Below are 25677 nucleotides of genomic sequence, written 5' to 3' on the forward strand. Positions count from 1 at the left end.
ATTTCAGAGAGACTGCTTTTCGTCTGGTATAAATACTTTTGACTCACTGTATTCAGGATAATAATAGCCTTTCGGCAATGTCTGCAATTCGATTAAACTGCCCCATGGAGTCTTAAAGTAAACTGTGCCGTTACCCTCTGTATCTTCATAGCGGGTATTTTCATGAATATTCGACAGCGGCTGACCGCCGGCTTCTTTCATTTGTTCATATGATTTTTTTATATCATCTGTATAAAAAGAAAGATGTGTATAGCCGTAATCTTCCAGACTTAATGGTGTTCTTGAACTTACATTAAAGAACTGGAACATTTCTATATTCGGACCATTGCCGATAGTCAGCATTCTTTTTTTGACCACATATGATTCTTCCGGGATACCGAGCAGCTTTTCAACTAAAGGTCCGCCTCTCGGGCGGTCTTTAAGTGTCTGCGAATCGTAAGCGATTTTTGCACCGAGTCCCTTTTTAAAAAACTCAGTTGCTATTTCAATATCAGGAACAGTCATTCCAATATGGTTCATACCTCGTATTAAACCCACGCTCATCACTCCTTCATAGAAAAACTTCTTCTTTATGTATTCCCATTTTTTACCCGGTTTTAAACCTGTATCAGGCACATACCTTGCCAGTAGCCGGTTATGGTAATATAATACATCTACATTTGTCTGTGTGCTGCAGACAGAAAAACTTAAGGGAGGTGATTATACGTGGCGCAATTTCAAGAACACAAAGGGTTCAAAAGAATGTTTAAAGAAGACAAGCTGACATTAGGTTTGGGTTTTCCTCTTGAAGCTTATAAAGGCAGTTTTCCGAGAATGAATCTCGAGGAGCAGATGATGCTTGCAAAGCAGGCTGAAAATTACGGTTTTGCTGCTTTAACGGTTCGGGATGCACCACTGTATGATCCGAACTTTGGTGATGTCGGCGGGCTTTATGACCCGTTTATGTTTTTAACATATGCAGCAGCACATACTAAAAGTATCGCGCTGACGACTGGCAGCATAGTGACCACATTAAGGCATCCTTTTCATACGGCAAAATCTGCTGCCACGCTCGACAGTATTTCAGGGCGGCGCTTTGTAATGGGCGCGGCAACAGGTGACCGGCAGATAGAATTTCCGGCATTCAAAGTAGGCCGTGAAAATAAAGGTGAGCTGTTCAGAGAATCCATTGCTGTAATGAAACAGCTGTGGCAGGAAGAGTTTCCGGTAATACAAACAGAACGTACAAACTTAACCGAAGGCGATGTTGTTCCTAAACCTGAAATGGGGAGTATTCCTGTATTCGGTACAGGTTACAGCAGCCAGACGATAGAGTGGCTTGCGGAACATACAGACGGCTGGATGTTTTATCCGCAGGAGTTAAAAAAACAAAAAGCACTAATAAATAAATGGCGCGGTTTAACTGAAGAATTTAAACCATTTACCCAGCCTCTGATGATTGATTTGTCTGAGCGTGCAAATGAAGCGCCGAAAACGTTGGAAACAGGATTCAGAGCGGGACGAAATTTTTTAATAGATTATTTAAACGCATATCAGGAAGCGGGCGTTAATCATATGACTGTCGCGCTTAAAGACAGCAGTCGTCCGGCGGCAGAAGTAATTCAGGAACTTGGAGAATTTGTTGTACCGAAGTTTCCTGTTAACAGAGAACAGAAATTTACATTTTTTAATCAATAAAAGAAAGCAGGATCAAATATGATTGCAGGATTAGATAGAATAAATGAATTAGCAAAAATACAAAAAACGGTGGGTCTGACTGAAGAAGAAAAGCGGGAGCAGAAAGTCTTAAGAGAAGATTACCTTCGTCAAATCAGAGGACAGGTACTGGATTCCTTTTCAGGACTGACAGTTGTGGATCCGCTTGGAAATGATGTTACACCAGAAAAATTAAAAGAAGAACAAGCTAAAAAAAGACAAGATAAATAAAAAGCAGCGGAGATCCGCTGCTTTTTTGTTATACATTCCCGGAAATCTGTTTATTTTTACCGGATGCGATACCCATAATAAGCATCAGTACTGAGACGCAGGCAAGCAGTATCAGCGGGAGTGTCCAGCTTCCCGTCATATCCTGAAGACCTCCGACCATCACCGGTCCGAGTGCTGCCAGCAGGTAACCGAACGATTGAGCCATACCCGAGAGTTCAGCGGCTTCGTAGCCATCTTTTGTTCTCAGTGTAAAAAACATCATGGACAGTGAAAATGCGCTGCCGTTGCCGATACCGAGCATTATTATCCAGAGGATTGAGAGTTCTGAAAATCCTGCGAGAAGACCGGCAATTCCTGTGAATATCAATCCACTGCTGATCAATGCAATCATCACCTGATTTTTCATCTTGTCTGCGATAACCGGAATGATAAATGTAAATGGAATACTTGCGAACTGGAATATAAATACACCCCAGCCGGCGAGATGAATATCGTAGCCGTTAGCCATTAATATAGTCGGCAGCCAAGTAATCAGCGTATAGAAGATTAAAGACTGAGCACCCATAAATACGGTGATTTTCCATGCGAGCGGCGAGCGTAATAATCCGCCAATCTGCTGATTGTTAATTTTCTTTTTGGCACCATACTTTTTCGCTAGCTGCGGCAGCCAGATTATCAGTGTGATAAACGCAAGTCCGCCCCAGATAACGAGTGAGCCGCGCCAGCCTAAATTTCCGGACGTTGCAATCGGTATACTTAAACCTGAACCGAGTGCGCCGAATACGTTCATAACAATCGCATAGAGGCCGGTCATTAAGCCGATTTTATAGGGGAAATTCATTTTAATAATGCCGGGTATGAGCACGTTGCCGATGGCAATTGCTAAACCAACCAGCAATGTTCCGGTAAATAACAGACCGATGCCGCTTGCAGATCTGATTAAAATACCTGCAATCAGCAGAATAAGTGAAATAGCAATCGTCCGTTCCATGCCGATTTTGTTTGCAATTTTCGGTGCAAACGGTGACAACAGTGCGAATGCAATGAGCGGAAGCGTAGTAATAACACCTGCAAGCGCGTTGCTGATGCCAAAATCATCTCTGATAAATGATACGAGAGCACCTGCAGAAGTCAGTGGCACCCTTAAGTTTGCACCGACTAAAATAACGCCGATAATCAGCAGCCAGCTTAAATTTTTATTGCTGAAAAAAGGTTGATCTATTTGGTTGCTCAATAACTTTCTCCTCCATTATTCTAACGATAAAATCCTCTCCGCTATAATATCTGTCTGTTCATCATCTCCCATAAAAAAGGAATGAGAACCGGTTTTTTTAAAGCCCTGCTTTTTATAAAAGCCAATCGCATTCTCATTTTTCTCCCAGACACCAAGCCAGATTTTATTTTTATTGAGTTTGCGTGCAATATCATAGGAAAGATTCAGCAGTTCTTTACCGAATCCCTGTTTGTGATATTTCTGGAGAATATAAATTCTTTGCACTTCAAGAGAACTATGTCCCATCGGTTCGGATTGAGCTGAATCGACATTCACTTTTAAGTATCCTGCAGGTTCATCATTGCTGTATATAAAATAAAACTGTGAATCAGGATTATTAAGTTCATCCCTGATTTTTTCAGCTGTGAAAGCATCATTAGAATAAGCTTTCATGTTCTCTTTAGTGTTTTGAGCCTCGAAAGCTTCATAAAAAGTATCATAGCTCAATTTTAACAGCGCCTCAGTATCATTTATAGTGCACCGTGTGATGTATGAAGTCATGAAATCACCTCTGTATTAATTTATTTACCTACTATACATGAAATTTAAGATTTAATCACAGATAGAATATTAATTAGAAAAAGAGTGCATCCGGCTACAGCCAGTTACACTCCCATTTTCCATCGGTTAACTTATAAAGAAGACGGGCATAACCGCCTTCATTTAATGCCTGATAAAATTCAATCTCCGAAGGGAAAGTTTTATACGCGTTTAAATCGCGCACTGCTGCATCTAAATTATCAGCAACATGTGAAATGTCAGTTGTCAGCTCCGCAGTACCTTTAATGCGGACCTGTCTCCCCTGTTCACGCCAGTAAAAGTTTAAAGCAACACTGCTGTTATGTGTCAGCTGTAAAACTTTTTCACGGAATTTTCCCGTCTCAAAATAAAGCCCCTCATCATCCATTGCTTTTAACAGGACAACACGCGAGTCCGCTGTATTGTTCTGACTTACAGTACTGAGAACCATACTGTTGGGCTCGGCTGTTCTATTCTCCAGTGCATGCGTGTACCACTCGTAAAAGTGGCTGAAAGGATTGCCGTGCTCTTTTTTATCCAGTTCAGGAAACGGGCCTGTCATAATTTTTGTATCTTTTAAGATTTCGTTAATGTCCATATGTGCACCCCGGTATTTAATGATTAAATGAATTTTATCATACATGTCTAATAATACCGGGATGAAAAGTTGAGGCGAATAAAATTAATCTGCCTGCATGCCGCCATCGACATTATAAAGAGAGCCGGTAACGAACGATGCATTGTCGGAAGCTAAGAAATAAACAACTTTTGCCACTTCTTCTGGTGTCCCAAATCTTCCGAAAGGAATTCCTGCTTTTATAGCTTCGCCTGATTGTTCAGGAGCATCAGGTGAGAGGTTGTTTTGAATATCTTTAAGCATATTTGTATCTATAGCAGCGGGTGCGACAGCATTTACTCTAATTTGACTCTCAGCTGCTTCAAGCGCTGCAGTTTTAGTTAATCCCGCAACGGCATGTTTTGAAGCGATATAAGCCGGCATACCTGCGGAGCCAATGTAAGCAGCATTTGACGCTGTATTAACAATACTGCCATAACCTTGTTTTTCCATTTGTCTGATGACATGTTTCATACCCAGGAAGACCCCGGTAGTATTGATTGCCATTACTAAATCAAACTGTTTTTTTTCTAAATCTTTAATTGGAGTGAAGGGCCCGTTAATCCCTGCATTATTGAAAAATATATCTATTTTCTCATACTTCTCAACTGTTTCTTGGACATATCTTTCAACGTCCTCTTCGTTCGTTACGTCTGCTGTAATCAAATGAATATTATCTGAGCCAAGATTTTCTTTTGCGGCATTTAATGCGTCTTCATTTAAATCCACGAGAACGACCGATGCGCCATTATCGAGAAACTCTTTTGCTGCTGCCTGTCCGATACCGCCGGCCCCGCCGGTAATTAAAACAACTTTGTTTTGCATGAATGAATGTCCTCCCTTTATTTTGTATCTTATTCCAATGTATAGTAAGAATTTTCTAACAACAAATAAAATGCTTACAATTTTGAAATTGGCAGAGTGAATACTTTATTTATATAATTAAAAAGGAAGTTAACTTTCTTAGAGGACAGTGATGAAGCGATGAAAGCTAAAAGAATAGCAATTGCAGGTGCCGGAGTGGCCGGTATTTCAATCGTTAAGTTTTTTGTGAACGATGAAAGGTTCAATGAAAATCTGCTTATTGATATATATGATGCGCCTGAGACATTGGGCCGGGGTTATGCTTATCAGCAGGACAATGAAAATTTGATTATTAATCTGCCGGCAGAAGAGATGTCTCTGACAGCTGATTCTGATGATTATATAAATTGGCTGAAAATGAAGGGCCATCAAGCTGAGAGCTATACTAGCCGAAAGGTTTATGGAGAGTATATGCACAGTTCCCTGATGTCGTTCGCAGCTGAACATTCCAATATTAAGCTTATAAAAAAACATGCAGACAATATTATATTTAATGAAGAGAGTGAAACATACTGGCTTCATGCAGGTGATATTGTCGAAGAATACGATGCTGTATATTTAATGACCGGTGAATTGTCATACAGTGACCCTTATGAGCTAAAGGGCGTCAGCAATTATTTTTATAATCCGTACCCGATAGAGGAGAAGTTAAATAAGCTGGAAGGCAAAATTGGAATTATCGGGAGCGGCTTGTCTGCCATCGACAGTTTCAGATATTTGCTCCTGAACGGCCATGAAAAAGTGTATGTTCTATCGAGAAGCGGAGAGATGCCTGCTGTTAGAGGGACGTATTATGATTTTAAACCGGAGTATTTTACTTTGGATGCAGCGTTTCAATATGAAAGAGACGGTCTGATTCCACTCGATAAATTAATCGGGCTGTTTAAAAAGGAAATGGCAGCACAGCAGGTGGATGTATCACTTTTTGAACGTAAGACAGATCGTCCTGATATTGATTTGAAATACGATCTTGAGCATATGGACAGTGTCGGCAGACTGCAGTATTTAATAGTGCACCTGGAGGGTGCTTTTAAAATATTATTTAAATATTTATCGCGCAGTGATAAACGGACGTTTTTAGAAAAATACCATCCTTATGTTGACGGCAATCATTCACCAATGCCGCCGCATGGCGCAGAGCAGATTCTCAAATGGATTGATGAAGACAAGCTGGTCTTTATGCACGGCATGGAATCTGCAGCAGTGGACGATGGATTCACTGTAACTTTTGAAGATGGTGAAACAGAGCATTTTGATATATTAATCAATGCTACAGGACCGGTTAAAAACATTGAAAAAGATAGCACAGAATTACTGCAGAATATGTATGATGCATTAATACTTGAGGCAGATGAATTCGGCGGCGTGCTGCTAAATAAAAATCATGAGATTATCAGCCCGAGATTCGGCACTATGAATAATTTTTATACAATTGGAGCGCTGTCGGCAGGTTCGGATTATTTAATCAGAGGTGTCGGCATGCTGAGTGCGGAAACTGAAGAGCTGGTGAATCATTTCTTTGAAACAAATGAATCTTAAAACTGATTTATTATTTTTATGCACTTAGTCTATAGACAAGAGCTGTTATTTAATGGAAAATAGAGAGATTCAATAAATTATTAAGGAAGTGCAATTAACTTGTCGGAAGTATATAAAGACAGATTGTGGACGAAAGATTTTATAAATACATCAATTGTTAACTTTGCGCTAATGATGTCACAATATCTTCTCCTTGTGACAATGGCAATGTACGCGACACAGGAATACGGTGCGTCGGTCGGCATGGCAGGACTTGTATCCAGTTCATTTATTATCGGTTCGCTGATTGGAAGGCTGTTCGGCGGCAAGCATATTACCGCTATGGGCGGTAAAAAAATGCTGCTGATCGGCTCGGCACTCATCGTTGTGCTGACGGCATCTTATTTAATCCCGATGAGTATATATCCGCTTATTATACTCCGGATTTTACACGGTATAGCTATGGGTTACGCAATGACGGCAACAGGTACAATCATTGCACAGATTATACCGCCAAGCAGAAATGGCGAGGGAATCGGCTACTTCAGTATGTCAGTAGTACTGGCGACGGCTGTCGGGCCATTGATAGGTGTTGCTTTAATCGCAGCCTACGGATTTACCAGTATTTTTATCTTTTCATTTACGATGGCAGTAATCAGTCTGATTATCGGACTGACAGTTAAGGCGCCGCCAATGAAACCGATTAAAGCAACAGCCGGCGGGAAATTTAAGATTATGGATTTCTTCGAAAAACGGGCAATACCAATTTCAGTCGTGATGTTTGTAATGGCATTCGCGTATTCGGGTATTTTATCGTACGTTACTGCTTATGCAGAAAGCATCAGTCTGATACAGGCGGGCAGTCTGTACTTTACAGTGTACGGTGTGACGGTACTGCTGTCGCGTCCAATCACAGGACCGCTCCTTGACCGTAAAGGTGCAAATATTGTAATGTACCCTGCAATTATTATGTTTGCATTGGGTCTCGCAGTAATCAGCCAGGCTACAGCGACGATTGCATTTCTGATTGCAGCAGTGCTGATCGGTTTCGGCTACGGCAACGTGCAGTCGATTACACAGGCGCTGTCCATTAAAGTGACACCGAGAGAACGTCTCGGCCTCGCGAATACCACATATTTTATTGCCTTGGACTTAGGACTTGGCTTTGGGCCATTTCTTTTAGGACCAATTGCATCATCATTCGGCTACGGCGGAATGTATTTAACGCTCGCTTTCGTAGTGCTGTCGGGAATCGCAGTGTATTATTTCTTGCACGGCAGACGAGATAGAGCACTAATGAACAACAGCGGAGTATAGAGCTATCACCTGTCATTATTTTGGCAGGTGATATTTTTGTTTTGAGGGAAATTTATAAGGGTAATGTATTGGAATTATGTAATTTTGAAAGGGGAGTAAGATAAGAATGTCATTAGCAAAGATTATTGAGGAAATCAAAGGAAAACGTGATGATACCGGAGTACTTACAATTCACTTAAACACAGATGCCAGCGCAGGGAATCTTTCAAACGGAGAATGGAAGATACACTTAAAAAACGGTTTGAAAGAACTTAAAGAAGAAGTGAAGGCAAAAGATAATCAAGCAGAGCTGAAAGCCTTGAAAAAACTGCAGGATAAAGTCGAGAAAGAGATTGCGGTGCATCAGCGTGAAATGCGTAAAGGATTTATATTAGTCGCATCGGCTGATGGTGAGCTCTGGAGAGCAAGAGTACTGCAGGTTCCGGTAACAACATCATTCCATTGGGGTGAAACTGCTGAAACACGGCAGATTGAAGAACTTGAACAGCGTTTCCCTGAAACAGCATTGGTAGTAGTGCAGCAGGCTGATGTAACATTTATCGAGACGTCACTTGGGATTATTAGAGATACGAGGAAATACAGCTGGGACGTCGACAGTGAAAACTGGGTCGACTATGAAGAAGCGGCTCAGCCGTTAGCAAGAGGCGGCGGGAAAGATGAATTCCAGCACCGCTTTGAAGAAAATCAGCACCGCTGGTATAAGAGTTTAGCTGCCCAGCTTGAAAAAGAAATTAAAGAACGCGGTCTGGAAGGCGCATACCTTGTCGGCAGTAAAGAATCGGTAGCTGATATCGAAGCGAACATGAGCCCGAAAAACGTTAAAGGCATCGTCACAAAAAACCTCGGTTCAAAACCGGATCATGAAATTTTAAATGAAGTATTCGATACACTAATATAGTTATTAAAAAAGAGAAGCTGAGGCTTCTCTTTTGTTGTTAAATTAAATTTTTTCCTTTGAGATAATATTCTTTATAAACTTCCTCAGGCACCATATCTCCGCCCGTACTCCAAGCAAGATGAGTCCCTTTAGAATGTGTTGCAGCTGGACCAATGACACCTGCAAGTGAAGAGGGTTCGAGTTTAATGTTTTCCTCATCGTACATTACAGCGAGCATTTTAAATAAGTTTTCATCACTGACAGTATATGAACCGCTGATGAGCTTAGCCAGCAATTGACCGACAAATCCGGAAGCTCTGCCGACAGCGAGTCCATCCGCAGCAGTGACGTTATCGATACCGAAATCCTGGACGGAAATTTTATCGTGATAATCAGTCATCATGCCGAGGGTCATACACGGAGAGTGCGTGGGTTCTGCAAAGTAACAGTTTACGTTATCACCGAAAACAACTTTAAGTCCGAATGCAATGCCGCCGGGACCGCCGCCGACACCGCATGGCAGGTAGACATTCAGCGGATGATTTTTATCCACTGCGATATTCTGCTCCTGCAGCTGTGCTTTTAAGCGAATAGCAGCGACCGCATAGCCTAAAAACAATGTTTTTGAGTTCTCATCATCGATAAAGTAACTCTTAGCGTCTTTAAGGCTGTCTGCGCGTCCCTGTTCGACTGCTTTTGAGTAATCGTCGCTATGCTCAACGACTGTAACGCCTTTAGAGCGGAGCATATCTTTCTTCCACTGCTTCGCATCATCAGACATATGAATAAGCACTTTAAAGCCAAGCTCGGCTCCCATAATTCCAATACTTAGTCCAAGGTTACCAGTGGAACCGCAGACCAGCGAGTATTGCGAGAAGTGATTTTTAAAATCCGGACCGGCGAATTTTTTATAATCATCATCTTCAGTAATAAGCCCGGCTGCGAGTGCAAGCGACTCTGCAAAAGCAAGGACTTCATAAATGCCGCCGCGCGCTTTAACAGAACCGGAAATCGGCAGTTTGTTATCTTCTTTTAAATAAAAAGAACCGTTGATTTTTTTGCCGACTATCTCTTTAAAACTTTCCTGAATGCGTGTCAGTTCAGTCAAAGGAGATTCTATAATTCCTGCGCTATCAGCAGTTTCAGGAAAAACATGTGCAATGTAAGGTGCAAAACGTTTCAGGCGTGCTTCTGCACTTAAAATATCATCTTCACTAAGTATCAACTCCGGCAGGACACTGTCTGCAGCAGCCTGATTGTCATTCAGCCAAAGGGTTTCACGATATTCCATCATATCCCCGAGCTGTGGAAATTCATTCTGCCATTGTTCAATTGTTTTATTAAGTATCACAGCACCATCTCCTTACATATAAATTTTATTATAAAAAATAAGCAGGTCCAGATTGGAACCTGCTGGTGAATATTATAATCTTGTACCGTCATCATTCACTTTGTTCATATCGACGACTTCAGTATCATTATCATATGGCATATCTTTCAGCTCAGCTTTGTAAACACCATCTGCATCCGGATGATTGATATACAAAATAAACTGATGATGTTCAAGTGCGTAATGATAAGCCTCCTCCTGCTCATGTGTGAGATTGAGATTATCAATACGGCGGTCTTCAGGATCGCCTGCAGAGAAATATGTGACAATCTTATCACCGGCAGTGCCGTCAATTGTCTTCGTTTCAATATCTTCATTCAGCTCTACACTTTCAAAAGATGCATTTGAAAAAATAGTTAGCTGATTGTTCCTTACGTTCTTTTCTCTACGTAAAAAATGAATGCGGTTCAATAAATCATCTTCGTTAAGATATGTTTCTAATCTGGCCAAAATTATCCCCTCCTGCAGAGATTCATATATATAAAATATTTACCCTGTCTGTTTGGAATGAAACAAAGCTTTGTCCGCTTTAAATTTAATTTTTAAAATAATTTTTCATTAGGCGTTTATACAGCTGATCTTCAAAATAATTACGATTTGCCTGGATGTAAGCTTCTACCAGCAGATAAGCGAAGAATGAATAATAAGCGCCGCCTAAAATTACCCATGTGTTACCTGAAGAAAAATATAAAATCATACTTAAACCAAGTACTGCAAACAACAGTCCGATAATTGCAACGAAACGGTAAAGATTGGATTGGCGCAGCTGATCGCGAACCTGGGTATTGATGTCATCCATAAAGTTATTGTAAGCAGTATCGTTCCGAGCTGCTAAAGTGCCGGCAATATCTCTAGAGAGGAAATCTGTCACTTTAATATCTCCGCTGTAACGTTCCTCTCTGTACTTCACATCGACATTTGGATTGTGCCTAAATAAATAATTAAAAAACTCACTGAATGGAATGTTCATGTGAATTGCCTCCTTCTTATGATAATAATTTTAGTAAAGATTATAAAAATAGTCTAACAGAAAAAATAATAAGTTTACTACGTAGGTTATATATTTTCCATTAATATTAAAAAATAAAATTGAGAAAATATATTTCTTCATGTAAGATTAACATCACATTATTATAGCAATTACATTTAAAAATACAGACTTTGAGGTGAAGAAATGCCGGATAAATTTGAAACTGAAAAAACTTTTTCCAGACGGGGATTTTTAAAGATGTCTGGAGTTGCGACGGGTTCACTAGTGGCAGGTACATATTTAGGGTCACTTCTTGATGTTAATACATCGGACGAGAACACAGAGACTGAAACTGCATCTGAAGACACTGCCCAGAATACTGGAGGAGAAGCGGCTGTACAGGAAGATTATACACGAGCTTACAAGTTTTTCACTAAAGCTGATGATTTTAAAACAATTGAAGCCGCTGCAGAAAGGATTTTCCCGGAAGATGAGCTGGGCCCCGGTGCTATTGCACTTGGAGTTGGCTGGTTTATCGATCATGAACTTGCGAGCGGGTACGGAGTAAACGCACGTGAATATATGAAAGGTCCTTTCAAAGAAGGCACGGACTTTCAAGGACCGCAGTATGCAATACTGCGCAGAGACTTATTCATGGAAGCCATTCGGGTGATGAATGTAACGGCGCAGGAAAATCACGATGTATTATTTCATGAGCTCGAACCAGAACAGCAAGATGATATTTTATCTCAATTAGAATCTGATGAACTTGAATTACGTGGTGCCAAAGCGAGTGATTTCTTTGAAGAACTTCGATTAGCGACTTTATCAGGTGCATACGCAGATCCGCTATACCGAGGCAATAAAGGAATGCAGGGCTGGGAAATGAAGAAATTCCCTGGTGCATATATGAGTTATATCAACGAGGTAGAACAGGAAGGGCCTGTTGAACTTGAACCAATGGCGCTTTCAAGCCACTCAGAATCACATTAATTATCAGGAGGGAAATATATGCCTATAGAATTAGAAAAAACTGACATTGTCGTAGTAGGACTCGGCTGGGCAGGCAGTATTGTCGCTGCTGAATTATCCAAGGGCGGCAGAAATGTAATCGGGTTGGAACGTGGTACAGAAAAAAAGACTGAGGATTACTTAACAGCTCATGATGAATACAGATATGCTGTTGGACATGAAATGATGCAGGATTTATCGAAAGAAACAATTACATACCGGAATACCGACGATGAAGAAGCGTTGCCAATGCGACGATACGGTGCGTTTTTAATTGGTACTGATGTTGGCGGAGGCGGAGTGCATTGGAATGGTGACACATGGAGATATCACCCATACGATTTTGAAATAAAATCAATGACAGAAGAACGCTACGGAACAGATAAAATACCTGAAGATTATCTTGTGCAGGATTGGGGCATTACGTACGAGGAACTTGCACCTTATTATTTAAGATATGAGAAAAATTCAGGGGTGAGCGGAGAACAAAATCCGATGGGGCCGAAACGTGATGCGCCGTATCCGACACCTCCGTTAAAAGAAACTCCTGTATTGTCAGAGTATAAAGAAGCGTGTGAAAGATTAGGATACCAACCTTTTATGATTCCGGCATCTACAATTTCAGAGCAATTTGTGAACCCCGATGGGCAAACAATTAATGCATGTCAATATTGTGGTTTTTGTGAAAAATTCGGATGTGAGTGGGGAGCAAAAGCATCTCCAATCGTAACGACAATTCCTACAGCAAAAGAAACAGGGAATTTTGAGTTGCGTACACACTCAAACGTAGTGGAAATCATTAAGGAAGACGACAAGGTGACAGGTGTTCTGTACATCGATACGTTAACACAGGAAGAGTTTCTTCAGCCGGCAGACGTTGTGGTAGTTTCAAGTCATACAACGAATAATACCAAATTACTGCTGCATTCCGACCTTGGTACAGCGTATGATCCGAAAACAGGTGAAGGTGCAGTCGGAAAAAACTACTGTCTGCATATTACACCGCAGGTGACGGGCTTCTTTGATAAAGAGTTTAATACAGTTACAGGTGCTGGGGCACTAGGAATATGTATTGATGAATTTAACGTCGACAATTTTGATCATACAGATTTGGACTTCATCCACGGAGGGAATATTGCATTAAAACAAACTGGAAAACGCCCGATTGAACAAAATGTAGTTCCGCCCGGTGTTAAAAATTGGGGTGCAGAATTCAAAAAAGAATCGATTAAATCATTTACACAATCATTATCATCACATGCTCAAATGATTACGCTCCCTCATAGAAACAACTATCTGTCACTTGATCCGACATATAATGACGACTATGGACGTCCGCTGCTGCGACTGACGTATGACCTTACCGATCATGACAGAGAAGTTCATGATTTCATCGGGAGAAAAATTGAAGAGATTATGGTAGAAATGGGTGCGACGGAAACTGTTCGAAGAGAACTGACAGAGCATTTCGATATATTCCCTGCTCATAATGATCACATTGTTGGAGGCACGATTATTGGGTCGGATCCCGAAACAAGTGTCGTTAATAACTACTTGCAGATGTGGGACGAAGATAATGTATTTGTTATCGGAGGTTCAAACTTCCCGCATAATGGAGGTTATAATCCGACTGGTACAGTTGGTGCTTTTGCTTATCGCGCGGCAGAAGGTATTGAAATGTATTTAGAAGATAATAGACAATTAGCTGAAGCAGGAGAAGTAGCCGGCGCTAACTAATATAAACAAAGACTGTCTCTTTTGAGGCAGTCTTTTTTTGTCGAGATTACATATTTACAATAGCAGATGAAGTAACCGTTTTCATATCATGTGATTTCGTTAACTTATTCAAGAATTTACATTAAATTAACAGACTAATCTTAATTTTGCTGTAATAAATTCTAATTGTTAAAAACATGTGGATTAATGTTTCTTATGTTAATTAATGTAATCAAAGTGTAAATCGTCTGTGAGACCGCCGTTTAATTTGGTATAACACTACGTGGAGGGATTTTCACATGACTGAAAAAATAACAATGAACAACATCGTCAAACGATACGATAAAGAAGTTACTGTACTGGACGATATAGATTTAACAATAAATGAAGGTGAATTCTTTGTAATGGTCGGCCCGTCGGGTTCTGGTAAAAGTACTCTCTTAAGGATGATTGCGGGACTGGAGGATATTACTGACGGTGTGATGAAGATAGATGACAATGTCATTAATCATCTGCCTCCGAAAAAACGGAATCTTTCTATGGTGTTTCAAAGCTACGCTTTATATCCCCACATGACTGTGAGGGATAATATATTATTCGGTTTGAAAGCGCGTAAAGTAAATAAAGAAGAGCAGCAGAAAAGGCTGCATGAAACGACGGAGATGATCGGTTTAAGTGATTATCTTGACCGTAAACCAAGACAGCTTTCCGGAGGGCAGAGACAGCGTGTTGCGCTTGCCAGAGCAATTGTCAGCCAGGCACCGATTTGTTTAATGGATGAACCGCTGTCGAACCTCGATGCGAAGCTCCGTGCCAATATGAGAATTGAAATCCGACGTCTGCAAAGACAGTTTGGTCTGACGATGGTCTATGTTACACATGATCAGGTGGAAGCGATGACGATGGGTGACCGTATTATGGTACTGGACAGCGGTAAGATTCAGCAGGTCGGACGCCCGATTGATTTATACAACGAACCGGCGAACTTATTTGTAGCATCATTTATCGGCTCACCGAAAATGAATATCGGCACGGTACAGAAAGATATTGCCGGTAAAAAATTCATTATTGAAGGTGAACTCGCTATAGATGTTCCGGACAGAGTAATTGAAGGGCTGCAGGATATTCCAAATATCACAGTAGGAATTCGTGCCGAACACATTACTCCGCCTGAAGATGGTAAAGAGATACATACGCTGGAAGTTGTTAATGTCGAAAACTTAGGTAATGAAACTTCCATAGCATTCGATGTGGGCCAAGAAATCTGGACGGCAAAATGGCCGGGACAGTGGGATATCAAAGTAGGAGAAGCTACTCCGGTTAATATTTCCCATGAAGATTTTGCATACTTTGATTCAGATACTACTCAATTGATCCGCTCTTCGAGAAGTGCTTTACGAGAAGGAGATGAAATTGATGCAGTCCAGCAGCAGTGAATTAAAAAATGTGTTTTTGAAACAGAAAAAAAAGACACGGCGTCAAAACTTCTTTAAAGGTATTATGTTTCTGCTGCCGTCGATTATTTTATTTTCACTCTTCTTATTCTATCCAATGATAAAAACATTTTACTTAAGCTTCTTTCTGACTGATATGGCCGGGACCCCAACTGTTTTCGTTGGTCTGGATAACTACATACAGCTGTATACATCAGATATATTCAGAAAAAGTTTTATCTCTACATTTCTTTTCGTTCTATATATCGTCCCGTCATCTATAATTATTGCACTGTTTTTAGCAGTACTGGCTAATGAAAAGCTGAAAGGTGTCGGCTTATTCAGAACGATGTACTCATCAACAATGGGAATATCGGTCGCTGCAGGCTCAATATTCTGGATGTATTTATTCAACCCCTCGATGGGTCTTCTGAATGAAGCACTCGGAGTTATCGGTATCGACAGTATAGGATGGCTGACTGATCCGGATTGGGCATTGATTGCTATATCCTTAACAACAATCTGGATGAATATAGGATTTACATTTTTAATTCTGCTCGGCGGACTGCAGTCTATCGATCAGAGTCTGTACGAGAATGCGAATATTGAAGGCGCCGGCTATTTCAGAAAGCTGTTTCAGATTACTGTGCCTATGCTTTCGCCCACGCTGTTTTTCGTACTCGTCGTAACGATTATTAATGCCTTCCAGACGTTCGGACAAATTGATATTTTAACGAAAGGCGGTCCGCAGTACGAGACCAACCTGATCGTTTACTCAATTTACAGGGAAGCTTTCGTCAATAGACAGTTCGGTCCGGCAAGTGCCCAGGCAGTCGTATTATTCGTCATTATATTAATTATGACGGCAATTCAGTTCAAGTTTGCTGAAAGGAAGGTGCACTACCAATGAGTATACCGCTGCCGCAGAAAATTATCTTATACGTTCTGCTTATCGTCACATCGCTTATGGTGTTCCTGCCGACAGCCTTGGCTTTTATCATGAGCTTTATGACCAATCAGGACATTCTGGCAGGAAATCTGCCGCAGAGTTTTACACTGGATAATTATAAGTATGTATTTGAAAATTTTCCGATGCTTCAATATCTGATTAACAGTTTTGTTGTGTCAATTGTAATTATGATTGGCCAGCTGCTGCTGTCGAGTCTGGCTGCATATGCATTTGTGTTTTTAGAATTTAAAGGGCGCGATATTATTTTCTATATTTTTATCGCGACGATGATGATTCCCTTTGAAGCATCTGTCATTCCGAACTTCCAGACAATTAGAGATCTTGGCTGGCTGGATACATATCAGGGATTAACGTTTCCATTTTTTGCGATGGCATTCGGAACATTTCTGTTGAGACAGAACTTTAAAATGATTCCAAAGGAGTTACGTGAAGCGAGTCTGATTGAAGGAATCGGTGATTTCAAATTCTATCTGACAGTCGTACTGCCTGTGGCAAAGACGAGTTTAATTACTCTCGGCGTATACGGCTTCCTCACATCCTGGAATATGTATCTTTGGCCGCTCCTGGCAACAACAAACGATAAAGTGAGAACGGTGCAGATTGGACTGAAGCAGATGAGCAGCCAGGAACAATTAAACCAGTGGGGTGTACTGATGGCCGGTTCTGTAATCGTTGTTATCCCAACACTGCTGCTGCTGTTCTTAGGTCAGAAACATTTACAAAAAGGTTTAACAGATGGTGCAGTTAAATAAAGCTTCAATATTTTAAAATATAGATTAGGAGTGTTCTTAAGTGAAGAAAAACAGCATATTATTGTACATGGCTTTAGCAGTTACACTGATTCTCGCAGCGTGCGGAGGATCGGAAGAAGGTAATGAAGCGGAAGCAGAAGGAGCATCAGGGGAGAAACAGACAGTAACATTCTGGCATGCAATGGGCGGCCAGGCGCAGACAGCTTTGGATGATATCGTTGCAGGCTATAATGAATCTCAAGATGAAGTTGAAGTCGTTGCTGAATACCAGGGCTCTTACGATGAAGCATTAACAATGTTTAACTCGGTTGCAGGCACTGACAGCGCACCGACAATGATGCAGGTATTTGAAATTGGAACACAGACGATGATCGACGGCGGACAGATTACACCGATTCAGGAGTTTATCGATGCTGATGATTACGATATGAGTAATCTGGAAGAAAACATTACTACATACTATTCACAGGATGACATGTTTTACTCTATGCCATTCAACAGTTCAACACCGGTAATGTACTATAACAAAGATGCATTTGAAGAAGCAGGATTGGATGCAGAGGCACCTCCTGAAACTTATGAAGCAGTAGAAGAAGTAAGCAGAGCAATTACTGAAAGCAATCCGGATATGAAAGGTTTCTCATTACAGGCATACGGCTGGTTATGGGAACAGCTGTTAGCGAATCAGGGCGGACATTTATTGAACAATGAAAATGGACGTGAATCAGCAGCAACTGAAATCGGCTGGACTGACGAACAGGGTCTGTCAATTTTACAGTGGGTTGAAAACATGGTCAACGACGGTACATTTGCCAACTACGGAACTAACGGAGACAACATGGCAGCTGGATTCTTAGCAGGCGATGTTGCAATGTACATGCAGTCTTCTGCAAGTGTAAGAGAAGTAGTAGACAATGCTGACTTCGAAGTTGGTGTGGCATTTATTCCTCATCCTGAAGGAACAAAACGTGAAGGTGTTGTTATCGGCGGAGCAAGCCTCTGGATGATGAACGGTGCACCAGAAGAAGAACAGCAGGCAGCATGGGAGTTTATGAAGTATCTGCAGCAGCCGGAAGTACAGGCTGAGTGGCACGTGAACACAGGCTACTTTGCAATTAACCCGGCAGCATATGAAGAAGAAGTTGCGGTTCAGGCACATGAAGAAACACCACAGCTTCAAGTAACGATTGATCAGCTGCAATCTACAACACCGTCAAATGCAACGCAGGGTGCATTAGGGAACTTCCTTCCTGAAGGACGTCAGGTCGTTGAATCAGGTCTTGAATCAGTCTATAACGGTGAAGATATTGAAGCAGCGCATGAAACGATTGTAGAGAACTACAATCAGGTCATCGAACAATCTAACGCAGCTCAAGGGAACTAAAATAAAAGATGTCTGCTCCAGTGAATGGGGCAGACATCTTTTTTAGGCTTTTAGTCCGGCAGGACGGCTTTCATACAGCTCAATCCACTCATCTGCATTTGCAGCGTAATCACCAAAAGTCATAGGTGTTTCGCCTTAAAGTTATTTTTAACTATTATAATCAAAAACCATGAATATAAGTATAAAAAAATACCCGGGATATTTCCCGGGTAAAGTATTTAATCAGTTATTTTCTGAATTCATCGTCACGATCTCGAAGACCGTCTTTTCTCAGATTATCTTTATTAAAATCGTCTTCATGTACGTCTAATTCTTCACGACGTACTTCTTCAGATACATGTTCCACATCTTCATGTGTTTCTTTTCTAATAGTTACTTCTTCGTTTACAACGTTTTCTTTGTCTACATTTACGCGTTCTTCATTAACCGGGATACGGACTTCATCCACATCATCTCTGTCATTGAATCCGCCTTTAGCCGGTACGTCGTCAACAGGATTGCGTTCAATTACAACTTCTTCGCGTTCTACAGGGATATCAAATTTCTGTCTGTCAGTTTCGACATGTTTATCAACAGTTACTTCACCAGTCTGAACATTTTCTTTGTCTACATTTACGCGTTCTTCGCGAAGCTGGATTTTTTCTTCCTCAGTTAATTCGCCTTCACGGTCAACTGCACGTGCATCCAGTTCAGAATCAACGTAATCATTATCATTATTGTAATTATTGTTTGCTGCCGCGCTGCCTGCAAGTCCTGCACCTGTAACGTCAGCAGTCTTGTCATAATTATAGCTGTCGCGTTTTTCTCCATAATTCATAGCGTTGTCGTCACGGTTGCCCTGTTCTTCAACATACACTAATACTTCACCTGCATTTAATGCATTACGGTATTGAACTTGTTCTGACTCGCCTAAACCTAAATCATTTAAAACTTTCTCTTCAGGATTATCCGGCGAGAAGAATGAAACAAATTTATCCCATGCAGAACCTTCTGCATCCTGGAAATTTACCCCGCTGTCTGCAAAAGCATCGTTCGTAATCGGCTGCTTCGATAATACTGTGATATCACGTTCTGCAACACCTTCTGCTCTTAATTCTTCTGCGCGTGTCAAGGCATCATTTTCTGTAACGAAATTTTCAATTCTACTCATTAATATTCCCCTCCAAAGAGATAGTTATTATTCTCAATAATTTTTAAAATATTTTTCGTTGTCACACTAATATATCTACCTGGATGGTTTTTTCTAAAACATAAATAAAATATTTATTCTTTATGAATCTTATTAAAATGACAGTTTATTGCGGGTATTATAAGGTATGTATAGTAGTAAAGAACGAAAAGGGGAAGGTATTATGAAAAAAGCATGGGCGTTATTTTTATTGGCAGCCGTGATGATTGCATTAACAGCCTGCGGAAGTGAAGAAACAAGGACCTTTGAATTGAGTGAGCAGGGAGTGGACAGCACGCTGGTTTACACGCACAAGGGTGATGAAGTCGTCAGCCAGTCAACTGAGAACGTGCTTAATTATGAAGAGCTCGGTATCGACAAAGCACAGGCTGAGGAACTTTTCGGCAGCCTCGCTGAACAGTATGAAGGTCTGTCGGGTGTAGAACACAGTTTTGATTTCGGTGATGAAGAAGCGACGGAGAGTATTTCCATTATTTACGATGAAATCGATGCTGAAGAACTTCAGAATGTAGAAGGTATTAATTTCGAAGGTGACCCGAGTGAAGGAATCAGCATGGAGAAATCTGCAGAAATGCTGCTGGATCAAGGTTACACTGAAGTCGAAGAGTAGCAGTCTTCCCGGGACAACTTATCAGTTCCTATGAAACGATAATTATCCTGGGATTTTTAATGCTGTAACCGGTAATTTACGGTTATAATAGTAAAGAATATATTGTATGGAGTGACGGCATTGGAAAAAATTCTTTCATTAAATAATATCATCTGGCGCCGTAATGGTGACACGATACTGAACGATATATCATTTGAAGTAAACAAAGGTGAACAGTGGGCGGTTCTTGGTCTCAACGGAGCAGGTAAAACATCGCTGCTCGATATTATTATGGGGTACAACTATCCGACTGCGGGAAGTGCATCCGTCATTGGTACGGAGTTCGGCAGAGCAAGTCTGCCTGATATGCGCAAAAGAATCGGTTATGTCAGTTCGAGTCTCGATAAATTTCATGAGACGCTGAACAGGGAAACGGGGCTTAATATAGTACTGAGCGGCAAGTTTTCATCATTCGGGATTTATCAGGATATTGATGAAGCTTCAAAAGAGCGGGCGGAAAAAGTGCTGCAGGATCTCAATCTCAGTCATCTGATGGACAGGACGTATAATACGTTTTCCCAGGGAGAGCGGCGCAGAGTTTTGATTGGGCGGGCGCTGATGGGAAATCCGGAACTGTTAATACTCGATGAGCCGTGCAGCGGGCTCGACATCCGCGCACGTGAAGATGTGTTGAAAATAGTGAATAAAATTCCGGAAGAAGAACGCCATCTGTTTTACGTTACGCATCATATTGAAGAACTGACAGGTTCGATTACCCATGTACTGTTAATTAAAGACGGCGGTATCGTTGCAGCAGGACCAAAAGAAGAAGTACTGACCGGTACTTTATTGAGCGAAACTTACAAAACACCTGTTAAAGTTTACTTTGAGAATGAAAGACCATGGCTTGTTATTGATGATGTGGAGGGTAATAATGATTAGGAAATACATAGTGGTTTTAATTGCAGTCTTATTAATAATCAGCCCTGCCCGTGCATTTACAGTTGAGCAGGATAATACTTTTGAGGACGGTACGTATTACGGAGAACCGGTGCAGGAACAGGCACCGTATGATAATACATACCAGGAGCCGGGTTACGGTGAAAACTATCAGAACGATGGTTACCAGAACAACGGCACAGAAGAAGGAGCCTGGAATAATGGCGTAAACGGTACAGAGGATAACACTTATAATAACGGCTATAATAATCAGTACGAAGAGCCGGCTGTTAATAATGAGGGAACTTATACCGAACCATATACCGAACCTTACACAGATCCGGGAATGGAAACTTATGAAGAGTCGTATACAGAGCCTGAAGTATACACTGAACCATATACAGAACCTGTGGCCGAGCCGGAACCGGAAGTCGAATCTGAACCTGAAACGGAGGCTGAAGAGCCCGCAGAGGAAGAAAGACTTTCCATTAATACTGTTAAAGGTGAAGGCTACACAGTCAGCGGAACTGTAACCGACGGTGAAAATCCGGCAGCAGAAGTCACACTTGTATTGGCTGCAGGAGAAGAATCGATAGAAGCGGTGTCCGATGAAAATGGTGAATTTACATTTACGGATGTTGCCAACGGTATTTATACATTAGGTCCGGCTGACAGCGATATATTTGAAGCAGCGGCAGAGCCTGTGGAAGTTGCAGTCGAAAACCGCAACAAACTCGGTTATGAAATTGGAGTCACACCGGTTGAAGCGGAACCTGAAGAGGAGTCTGCAGAAGAAACAGCAGATCCGGCAGAAGAAACAAAAGAAGAGCCGGAGGAAGAGCTTCCTGTTGAAGCAGCTGAAACAGATGAGCGATCAACTGATGCCTCAGGCGGAATCTCTACATTTGAACTGCTGCTGATTTCAGGGGGAACGTTACTGCTTATTGCAGCAATCGGTATTGCTTTATTCAGAAAACTATCAGCCAGATAAAAGAATTCTTGCATCACGAGAACTAGTTTGTTATTATAAAACATACCGTGCTAAGCGGGGAGGTAGCGGTGCCCTGTACTTGCAATCCGCTCTAGCAAGGCTGAATTCCACTTTTGAGGGTTTGAAGTGTGAGGACTGCCTCGGGAGTTCCGGTGTTGAGACTGCGGTCCTATGCAATAGAACGTCATGAATCATGTCAGGTCCGGAAGGAAGCAGCATTAAGTGGCTCATTCTATGTGCCGTAGGGTTGCCGTGGTTGAGCTGGTCTCCCGAGTAACGCTTGTTCATCATACTCGATTAAGTGGTGCACGGTTTTTAATTTTTGACTTCATATGGATGAGGTCTTTTTTTATGCCTTAAAACAGGAATATAAAGAAGCCTGTATGTTATAATTATAGCTAGAATTTATGAAGAGTTGAGGTGCCATACTAATGGAGTATCAGGCGTTATACAGAGCTTTTCGGCCTCAAAAGTTTAGCGATGTAGTTGGCCAGCATCACGTCACAAAAACTTTGCAGAATGCCATTGTGCGCAATAAAGAATCCCATGCTTATTTATTCAGCGGCCCGCGCGGTACCGGTAAAACGAGTATTGCAAAAGTCTTTGCCAAAGCATTGAACTGTCAGTTTGAGACGGATGGGGAACCTTGTAACGAATGTGAATTATGCATATCGATTACAGATGGCAGTGCCAATGATGTGATTGAGATTGATGCTGCAAGCAATAACGGTGTGGATGAAATCCGCAACATCAGAGATAAAGTAAAATATGCTCCGGCAGAAGCGGAGTTCAAAGTATATATAATAGATGAAGTGCACATGTTAACGACAGGCGCATTTAACGCATTGTTAAAAACATTGGAAGAGCCGCCGGCTCATGCAATATTCATCCTGGCTACAACGGAGCCGCATAAAATACCGGCAACGATTATTTCACGTACACAGCGATTTGATTTTAAATCGCTTGATATCGAAGAAATAACAGAGCGCCTTGAATTCGTGGCACAGCAGGAAAACACTGCATACGACAAAGAAGCATTGTCATACATTGCCCGTATTGCAGAAGGCGGAATGCGTGACGCGTTATCCATTATGGATCAGGTGATTGCATTCAGCAGTGATGAAATTACGATGCAGGATGCTGTAATGATTACAGGCGGTATCGAAAGAGACGAGTTAAATGAGTGGATGAAGTTTATCGAACAGAAAGACTCTGAAGCGGCATTTAAAAAATTCCATCAGATGATAGACGAAGGAAAAGATCCGACGCGTCTCATTCATGAACTGGTTTACTTCATAAGAGATGTAATTCTGATGAAACATTCAGGAGAGGTTTCGGAAGAGACTGCATTCGTTCATGTTGAAGATGAACTTCTCTATAAGATGATCGATGTGCTGAATGACGCCATGGTAAGCATGCGTTTCTCCGTGAGCGTCAGCGTCCACCTGGAAATAGTCATCGTTAAAATGATCCGCGTACTCGATGCACCTGCTCCGGCAGCAATCGGCAGCGGCGCATCTTCAGAAGAAATTGCCGAACTGAAAGCGCAGCTTAAAAATCTCGAGAAACAGATCGCAGAAGGTGCTGCTGTCCAGGCAAAACCGAAACGTCCTGCACCGACGAGAGGCAGACAGAGCTTTTCACTCGAAAGTATTACCCGTGTGCTGGATAAGGCGAACAAGGAAGACCTGGTTAAGCTGAAAGACGGCTGGCCGGGAGTCTACCAGTATATAGAAGAAAAAGGTCTTCAGTCTCTGAGAGCGCTGATTAAAGATTCGGAACCGGTCGCAGCAAGCGATACACATGTGCTGATTAAGTTTGATAACGACGTACATTCCGAGCTCATAAATCAAAACGCAGAGAAGAAAGAAGAACTCGAAAATCTAATTCCTACTATTATAGGTAAAAAAGTGCAGGTTGTCGGCGTACCGGATTCGAGCTGGCAGCAGGTTCGTCAGGAATACATTAACAGCAACAGGGATAATCTCCAGCAGAAACAGGAAAAGCAGGAAAAATCGTCGGATATTGCCCGCAAGATGTTCGGTGACATCGTCGAAGTTAATGATTGATAGTTTGTAAATAGAGTATAATCATATATAATATGTAAGTGATAAAATAATGTATCGGAGGATGAAAACATGCGCGGTGGTATGAATAACATGCAAGGCATGATGAAACAGATGCAGAAAATGCAAAAGAAGATGGAAGAAGAGCAGGAAAAACTGAAAGAAGAAAAAATTGAAGGTACAGCTGGCGGCGGAATGGTTACAGTAGTAGTATCCGGCCACAAAGAAGTACTTGATGTAATCGTTAAGGAAGAAGTTGTAGATCCTGATGATATCGAAATGCTGCAGGACTTAATCGTTGCTGCGACTAATGAAGCTTTAAATAAAGCGGACGAACTGTCGAGCGAACGTTTAGGCAAGCACACTAAAGGCTTAAATATTCCAGGGATGATGTAGATGCATTACCCTGAACCGATATCCAAGCTCATAGACAGCTTCATGAAATTGCCAGGTATTGGGCCGAAGACAGCTCAGCGCCTGGCATTTTATGTACTTAATATGAAGGAAGACGATGTAGTCGACTTTTCGAAAAGCTTAATGCAGGTGAAGCGGGAGCTGACATTCTGCAGTGTCTGTGGACACATTACAGATGTGGACCCGTGCTATATCTGTGAAGATAAAAACCGGGACCGTTCGACAATCTGTGTTGTACAGGATACGAAGGACGTTATCGCAATGGAGAAGATGCGCGAATACCACGGTCTCTATCATGTACTGCAGGGCGCGATTAGTCCGATGGACGGCATTGGTCCTGAAGATATAAACATACCTTCATTATTGGAACGTTTAAAAGATGAGGAAGTAAAAGAACTCATCCTGGCAACGAACCCTAATATAGAAGGAGAGAGTACCGCAATGTATTTAACGAGGCTTATAAAACCGATTGGGATTAAGACAACGAGGCTTGCGCACGGCCTGCCGATAGGCGGCGACCTTGAGTATGCTGATGAAGTAACTCTCTCGAAAGCGATCGAATACAGAACGGAAATATAAGAGCCGCAAGGCTCTTTAAACTTTTTAAAAAGAAATTCAAATAAAGGGTTGCACAACCCGGGATTGTCCTGTATAGTTATCTCTTGTCGGGTTCGAAACAAGCACACAACAAAACACAACAAAGAAATTAACAAAAAGAAACAAAATAGTGCTTGCAATTGAAAACCCCACATGCTATACTGATTAAGCAGTCAACAAGAGCTTAACAAAACAAACACAAAGCTTTACACAAAGAACATTGAAAACTGAATGACAATATGTCAACGTTTAATTCCGAATAAAAAGTCTTCTATTATATAGGAGCACAGATTGAGGCGAACAATTAAAACGCAAACGAGATACTGTCAGCAGTATCACAAAGAGCTTAAGTTTAA

26 protein-coding genes and 1 other RNA gene are annotated in these 25677 nt (G+C 41.4%); 18 read left to right on the plus strand and 9 right to left on the minus strand.

The window, feature by feature from the left end; translation table 11 throughout:
• Window positions 1–3 precede the first annotated feature (3 nt).
• Window positions 4–543 carry a VOC family protein gene (locus HNR41_RS08605; protein ID WP_184283695.1) on the minus strand — a complete coding sequence of 180 codons (540 nt, stop codon included), beginning with the start codon at window positions 541–543 and terminating at the stop codon, window positions 4–6.
• 198 nt (window positions 544–741) lie between these two features.
• Between HNR41_RS08605 and HNR41_RS08610 the strand changes: the two genes are divergently transcribed.
• Together HNR41_RS08610 and HNR41_RS08615 are read left to right on the plus strand one after the other, a co-directional pair.
• A complete protein-coding gene (locus tag HNR41_RS08610; protein WP_221432911.1) occupies window positions 742–1677 on the plus strand; it encodes an LLM class oxidoreductase in 936 nt (311 codons plus the stop codon).
• Between the two features lie 18 nt (window positions 1678–1695).
• On the plus strand, window positions 1696–1926 hold the full coding sequence (locus HNR41_RS08615) for a DUF896 domain-containing protein (RefSeq protein ID WP_026859020.1): 231 nt from the start codon (window positions 1696–1698) through the stop codon (window positions 1924–1926).
• 28 nt (window positions 1927–1954) lie between these two features.
• Here the strand turns inward: HNR41_RS08615 and HNR41_RS08620 are convergent, their stop codons facing one another.
• The 4 genes from HNR41_RS08620 to HNR41_RS08635 form a co-directional block, all read right to left on the minus strand.
• Window positions 1955–3160: a CynX/NimT family MFS transporter gene (locus HNR41_RS08620; protein WP_184283699.1), complete on the minus strand. Its 1206-nt coding sequence runs from the start codon at window positions 3158–3160 to the stop codon at window positions 1955–1957.
• A 15-nt stretch (window positions 3161–3175) separates the two neighbouring features.
• Window positions 3176–3700 carry a GNAT family N-acetyltransferase gene (locus tag HNR41_RS08625; protein WP_184283701.1) on the minus strand — a complete coding sequence of 175 codons (525 nt, stop codon included), beginning with the start codon at window positions 3698–3700 and terminating at the stop codon, window positions 3176–3178.
• Between the two features lie 94 nt (window positions 3701–3794).
• Window positions 3795–4361 (minus strand): pyridoxamine 5'-phosphate oxidase family protein, encoded by a 567-nt coding sequence (locus HNR41_RS08630; RefSeq protein WP_221432901.1) that lies wholly within the window; start codon window positions 4359–4361, stop codon window positions 3795–3797.
• Window positions 4362–4400: 39 nt separating this feature from the next.
• Window positions 4401–5159, minus strand: a complete 759-nt coding sequence (locus HNR41_RS08635) for an SDR family NAD(P)-dependent oxidoreductase (protein ID WP_184283705.1) — start codon at window positions 5157–5159, stop codon at window positions 4401–4403.
• 159 nt (window positions 5160–5318) lie between these two features.
• On the opposite strand from HNR41_RS08635, the gene HNR41_RS08640 reads away from it, so the two are divergent.
• The 3 genes from HNR41_RS08640 (at window position 5319) to HNR41_RS08650 (ending at window position 8931) form a co-directional block, all read left to right on the plus strand.
• Complete coding sequence (locus HNR41_RS08640; protein WP_184283707.1) at window positions 5319–6737, plus strand: FAD/NAD(P)-binding protein; 1419 nt, start codon at window positions 5319–5321, stop codon at window positions 6735–6737.
• Between the two features lie 99 nt (window positions 6738–6836).
• Window positions 6837–8033, plus strand: coding sequence for an MFS transporter (locus HNR41_RS08645; RefSeq protein ID WP_229714976.1), 1197 nt, complete (start codon window positions 6837–6839; stop codon window positions 8031–8033).
• 106 nt (window positions 8034–8139) lie between these two features.
• A complete protein-coding gene (locus HNR41_RS08650) occupies window positions 8140–8931 on the plus strand; it encodes a VLRF1 family aeRF1-type release factor (RefSeq protein WP_184283710.1) in 792 nt (263 codons plus the stop codon).
• A gap of 37 nt (window positions 8932–8968) precedes the next feature.
• Here the strand turns inward: HNR41_RS08650 and dsdA are convergent, their stop codons facing one another.
• The 3 genes from dsdA to HNR41_RS08665 form a co-directional block, all read right to left on the minus strand.
• On the minus strand, window positions 8969–10261 hold the full coding sequence (gene dsdA / locus HNR41_RS08655; protein ID WP_184283712.1) for a D-serine ammonia-lyase: 1293 nt from the start codon (window positions 10259–10261) through the stop codon (window positions 8969–8971).
• A gap of 72 nt (window positions 10262–10333) precedes the next feature.
• On the minus strand, window positions 10334–10750 hold the full coding sequence (locus HNR41_RS08660) for a general stress protein (protein WP_026859027.1): 417 nt from the start codon (window positions 10748–10750) through the stop codon (window positions 10334–10336).
• 85 nt (window positions 10751–10835) lie between these two features.
• Window positions 10836–11270 carry a hypothetical protein gene (locus tag HNR41_RS08665; protein WP_184283714.1) on the minus strand — a complete coding sequence of 145 codons (435 nt, stop codon included), beginning with the start codon at window positions 11268–11270 and terminating at the stop codon, window positions 10836–10838.
• Window positions 11271–11474: 204 nt separating this feature from the next.
• Here HNR41_RS08665 and HNR41_RS08670 point away from each other — a divergent pair, with 204 nt between their 5' ends.
• From HNR41_RS08670 to HNR41_RS08695, 6 genes are all read left to right on the plus strand, one after another.
• On the plus strand, window positions 11475–12263 hold the full coding sequence (locus tag HNR41_RS08670) for a gluconate 2-dehydrogenase subunit 3 family protein (protein WP_184283716.1): 789 nt from the start codon (window positions 11475–11477) through the stop codon (window positions 12261–12263).
• An 18-nt stretch (window positions 12264–12281) separates the two neighbouring features.
• Window positions 12282–14018 (plus strand): GMC family oxidoreductase, encoded by a 1737-nt coding sequence (locus HNR41_RS08675; protein WP_184283718.1) that lies wholly within the window; start codon window positions 12282–12284, stop codon window positions 14016–14018.
• 278 nt (window positions 14019–14296) lie between these two features.
• Window positions 14297–15433: an ABC transporter ATP-binding protein gene (locus HNR41_RS08680; protein ID WP_184283720.1), complete on the plus strand. Its 1137-nt coding sequence runs from the start codon at window positions 14297–14299 to the stop codon at window positions 15431–15433.
• On the plus strand, window positions 15405–16340 hold the full coding sequence (locus tag HNR41_RS08685; protein WP_184283722.1) for a carbohydrate ABC transporter permease: 936 nt from the start codon (window positions 15405–15407) through the stop codon (window positions 16338–16340). Before HNR41_RS08680 ends, HNR41_RS08685 begins: the two co-directional genes overlap by 29 nt.
• Window positions 16337–17152, plus strand: coding sequence for a carbohydrate ABC transporter permease (locus HNR41_RS08690; RefSeq protein WP_184283724.1), 816 nt, complete (start codon window positions 16337–16339; stop codon window positions 17150–17152). The genes HNR41_RS08685 and HNR41_RS08690 overlap by 4 nt, the downstream gene beginning before the upstream one ends.
• Before the next feature lie 40 nt (window positions 17153–17192).
• Window positions 17193–18536: an ABC transporter substrate-binding protein gene (locus HNR41_RS08695; RefSeq protein ID WP_229714977.1), complete on the plus strand. Its 1344-nt coding sequence runs from the start codon at window positions 17193–17195 to the stop codon at window positions 18534–18536.
• 226 nt (window positions 18537–18762) lie between these two features.
• Here the strand turns inward: HNR41_RS08695 and HNR41_RS08700 are convergent, their stop codons facing one another.
• Window positions 18763–19686: a DUF2382 domain-containing protein gene (locus tag HNR41_RS08700; protein WP_184283726.1), complete on the minus strand. Its 924-nt coding sequence runs from the start codon at window positions 19684–19686 to the stop codon at window positions 18763–18765.
• Between the two features lie 202 nt (window positions 19687–19888).
• Here HNR41_RS08700 and HNR41_RS08705 point away from each other — a divergent pair, with 202 nt between their 5' ends.
• The 7 genes from HNR41_RS08705 to recR all read left to right on the plus strand — a co-directional run bounded on the left by HNR41_RS08705 (window position 19889) and on the right by recR (window position 25303).
• A complete protein-coding gene (locus HNR41_RS08705; RefSeq protein WP_184283728.1) occupies window positions 19889–20335 on the plus strand; it encodes a YehR family lipoprotein in 447 nt (148 codons plus the stop codon).
• Between the two features lie 120 nt (window positions 20336–20455).
• A complete protein-coding gene (locus HNR41_RS08710) occupies window positions 20456–21256 on the plus strand; it encodes an ABC transporter ATP-binding protein (protein WP_184283730.1) in 801 nt (266 codons plus the stop codon).
• Entirely contained in the window at window positions 21249–22244 is a 996-nt protein-coding gene (locus HNR41_RS08715) for a carboxypeptidase-like regulatory domain-containing protein (protein WP_184283732.1), read from the plus strand. Before HNR41_RS08710 ends, HNR41_RS08715 begins: the two co-directional genes overlap by 8 nt.
• A 45-nt stretch (window positions 22245–22289) precedes the next feature.
• Window positions 22290–22556: signal recognition particle sRNA large type (gene ffs, locus HNR41_RS08720), an RNA gene on the plus strand.
• Window positions 22557–22675: 119 nt separating this feature from the next.
• Window positions 22676–24313 (plus strand): DNA polymerase III subunit gamma/tau, encoded by a 1638-nt coding sequence (dnaX, locus tag HNR41_RS08725; protein WP_184283734.1) that lies wholly within the window; start codon window positions 22676–22678, stop codon window positions 24311–24313.
• A 69-nt stretch (window positions 24314–24382) separates the two neighbouring features.
• Entirely contained in the window at window positions 24383–24706 is a 324-nt protein-coding gene (locus HNR41_RS08730; RefSeq protein ID WP_184283735.1) for a YbaB/EbfC family nucleoid-associated protein, read from the plus strand.
• Window positions 24707–25303 carry a recombination mediator RecR gene (gene recR / locus HNR41_RS08735; RefSeq protein WP_184283737.1) on the plus strand — a complete coding sequence of 199 codons (597 nt, stop codon included), beginning with the start codon at window positions 24707–24709 and terminating at the stop codon, window positions 25301–25303.
• Window positions 25304–25677: the final 374 nt, after the last annotated feature.

It is taken from the genome of Jeotgalicoccus coquinae (assembly GCF_014207425.1).
Lineage (GTDB): Bacteria > Bacillota > Bacilli > Staphylococcales > Salinicoccaceae > Jeotgalicoccus > Jeotgalicoccus coquinae.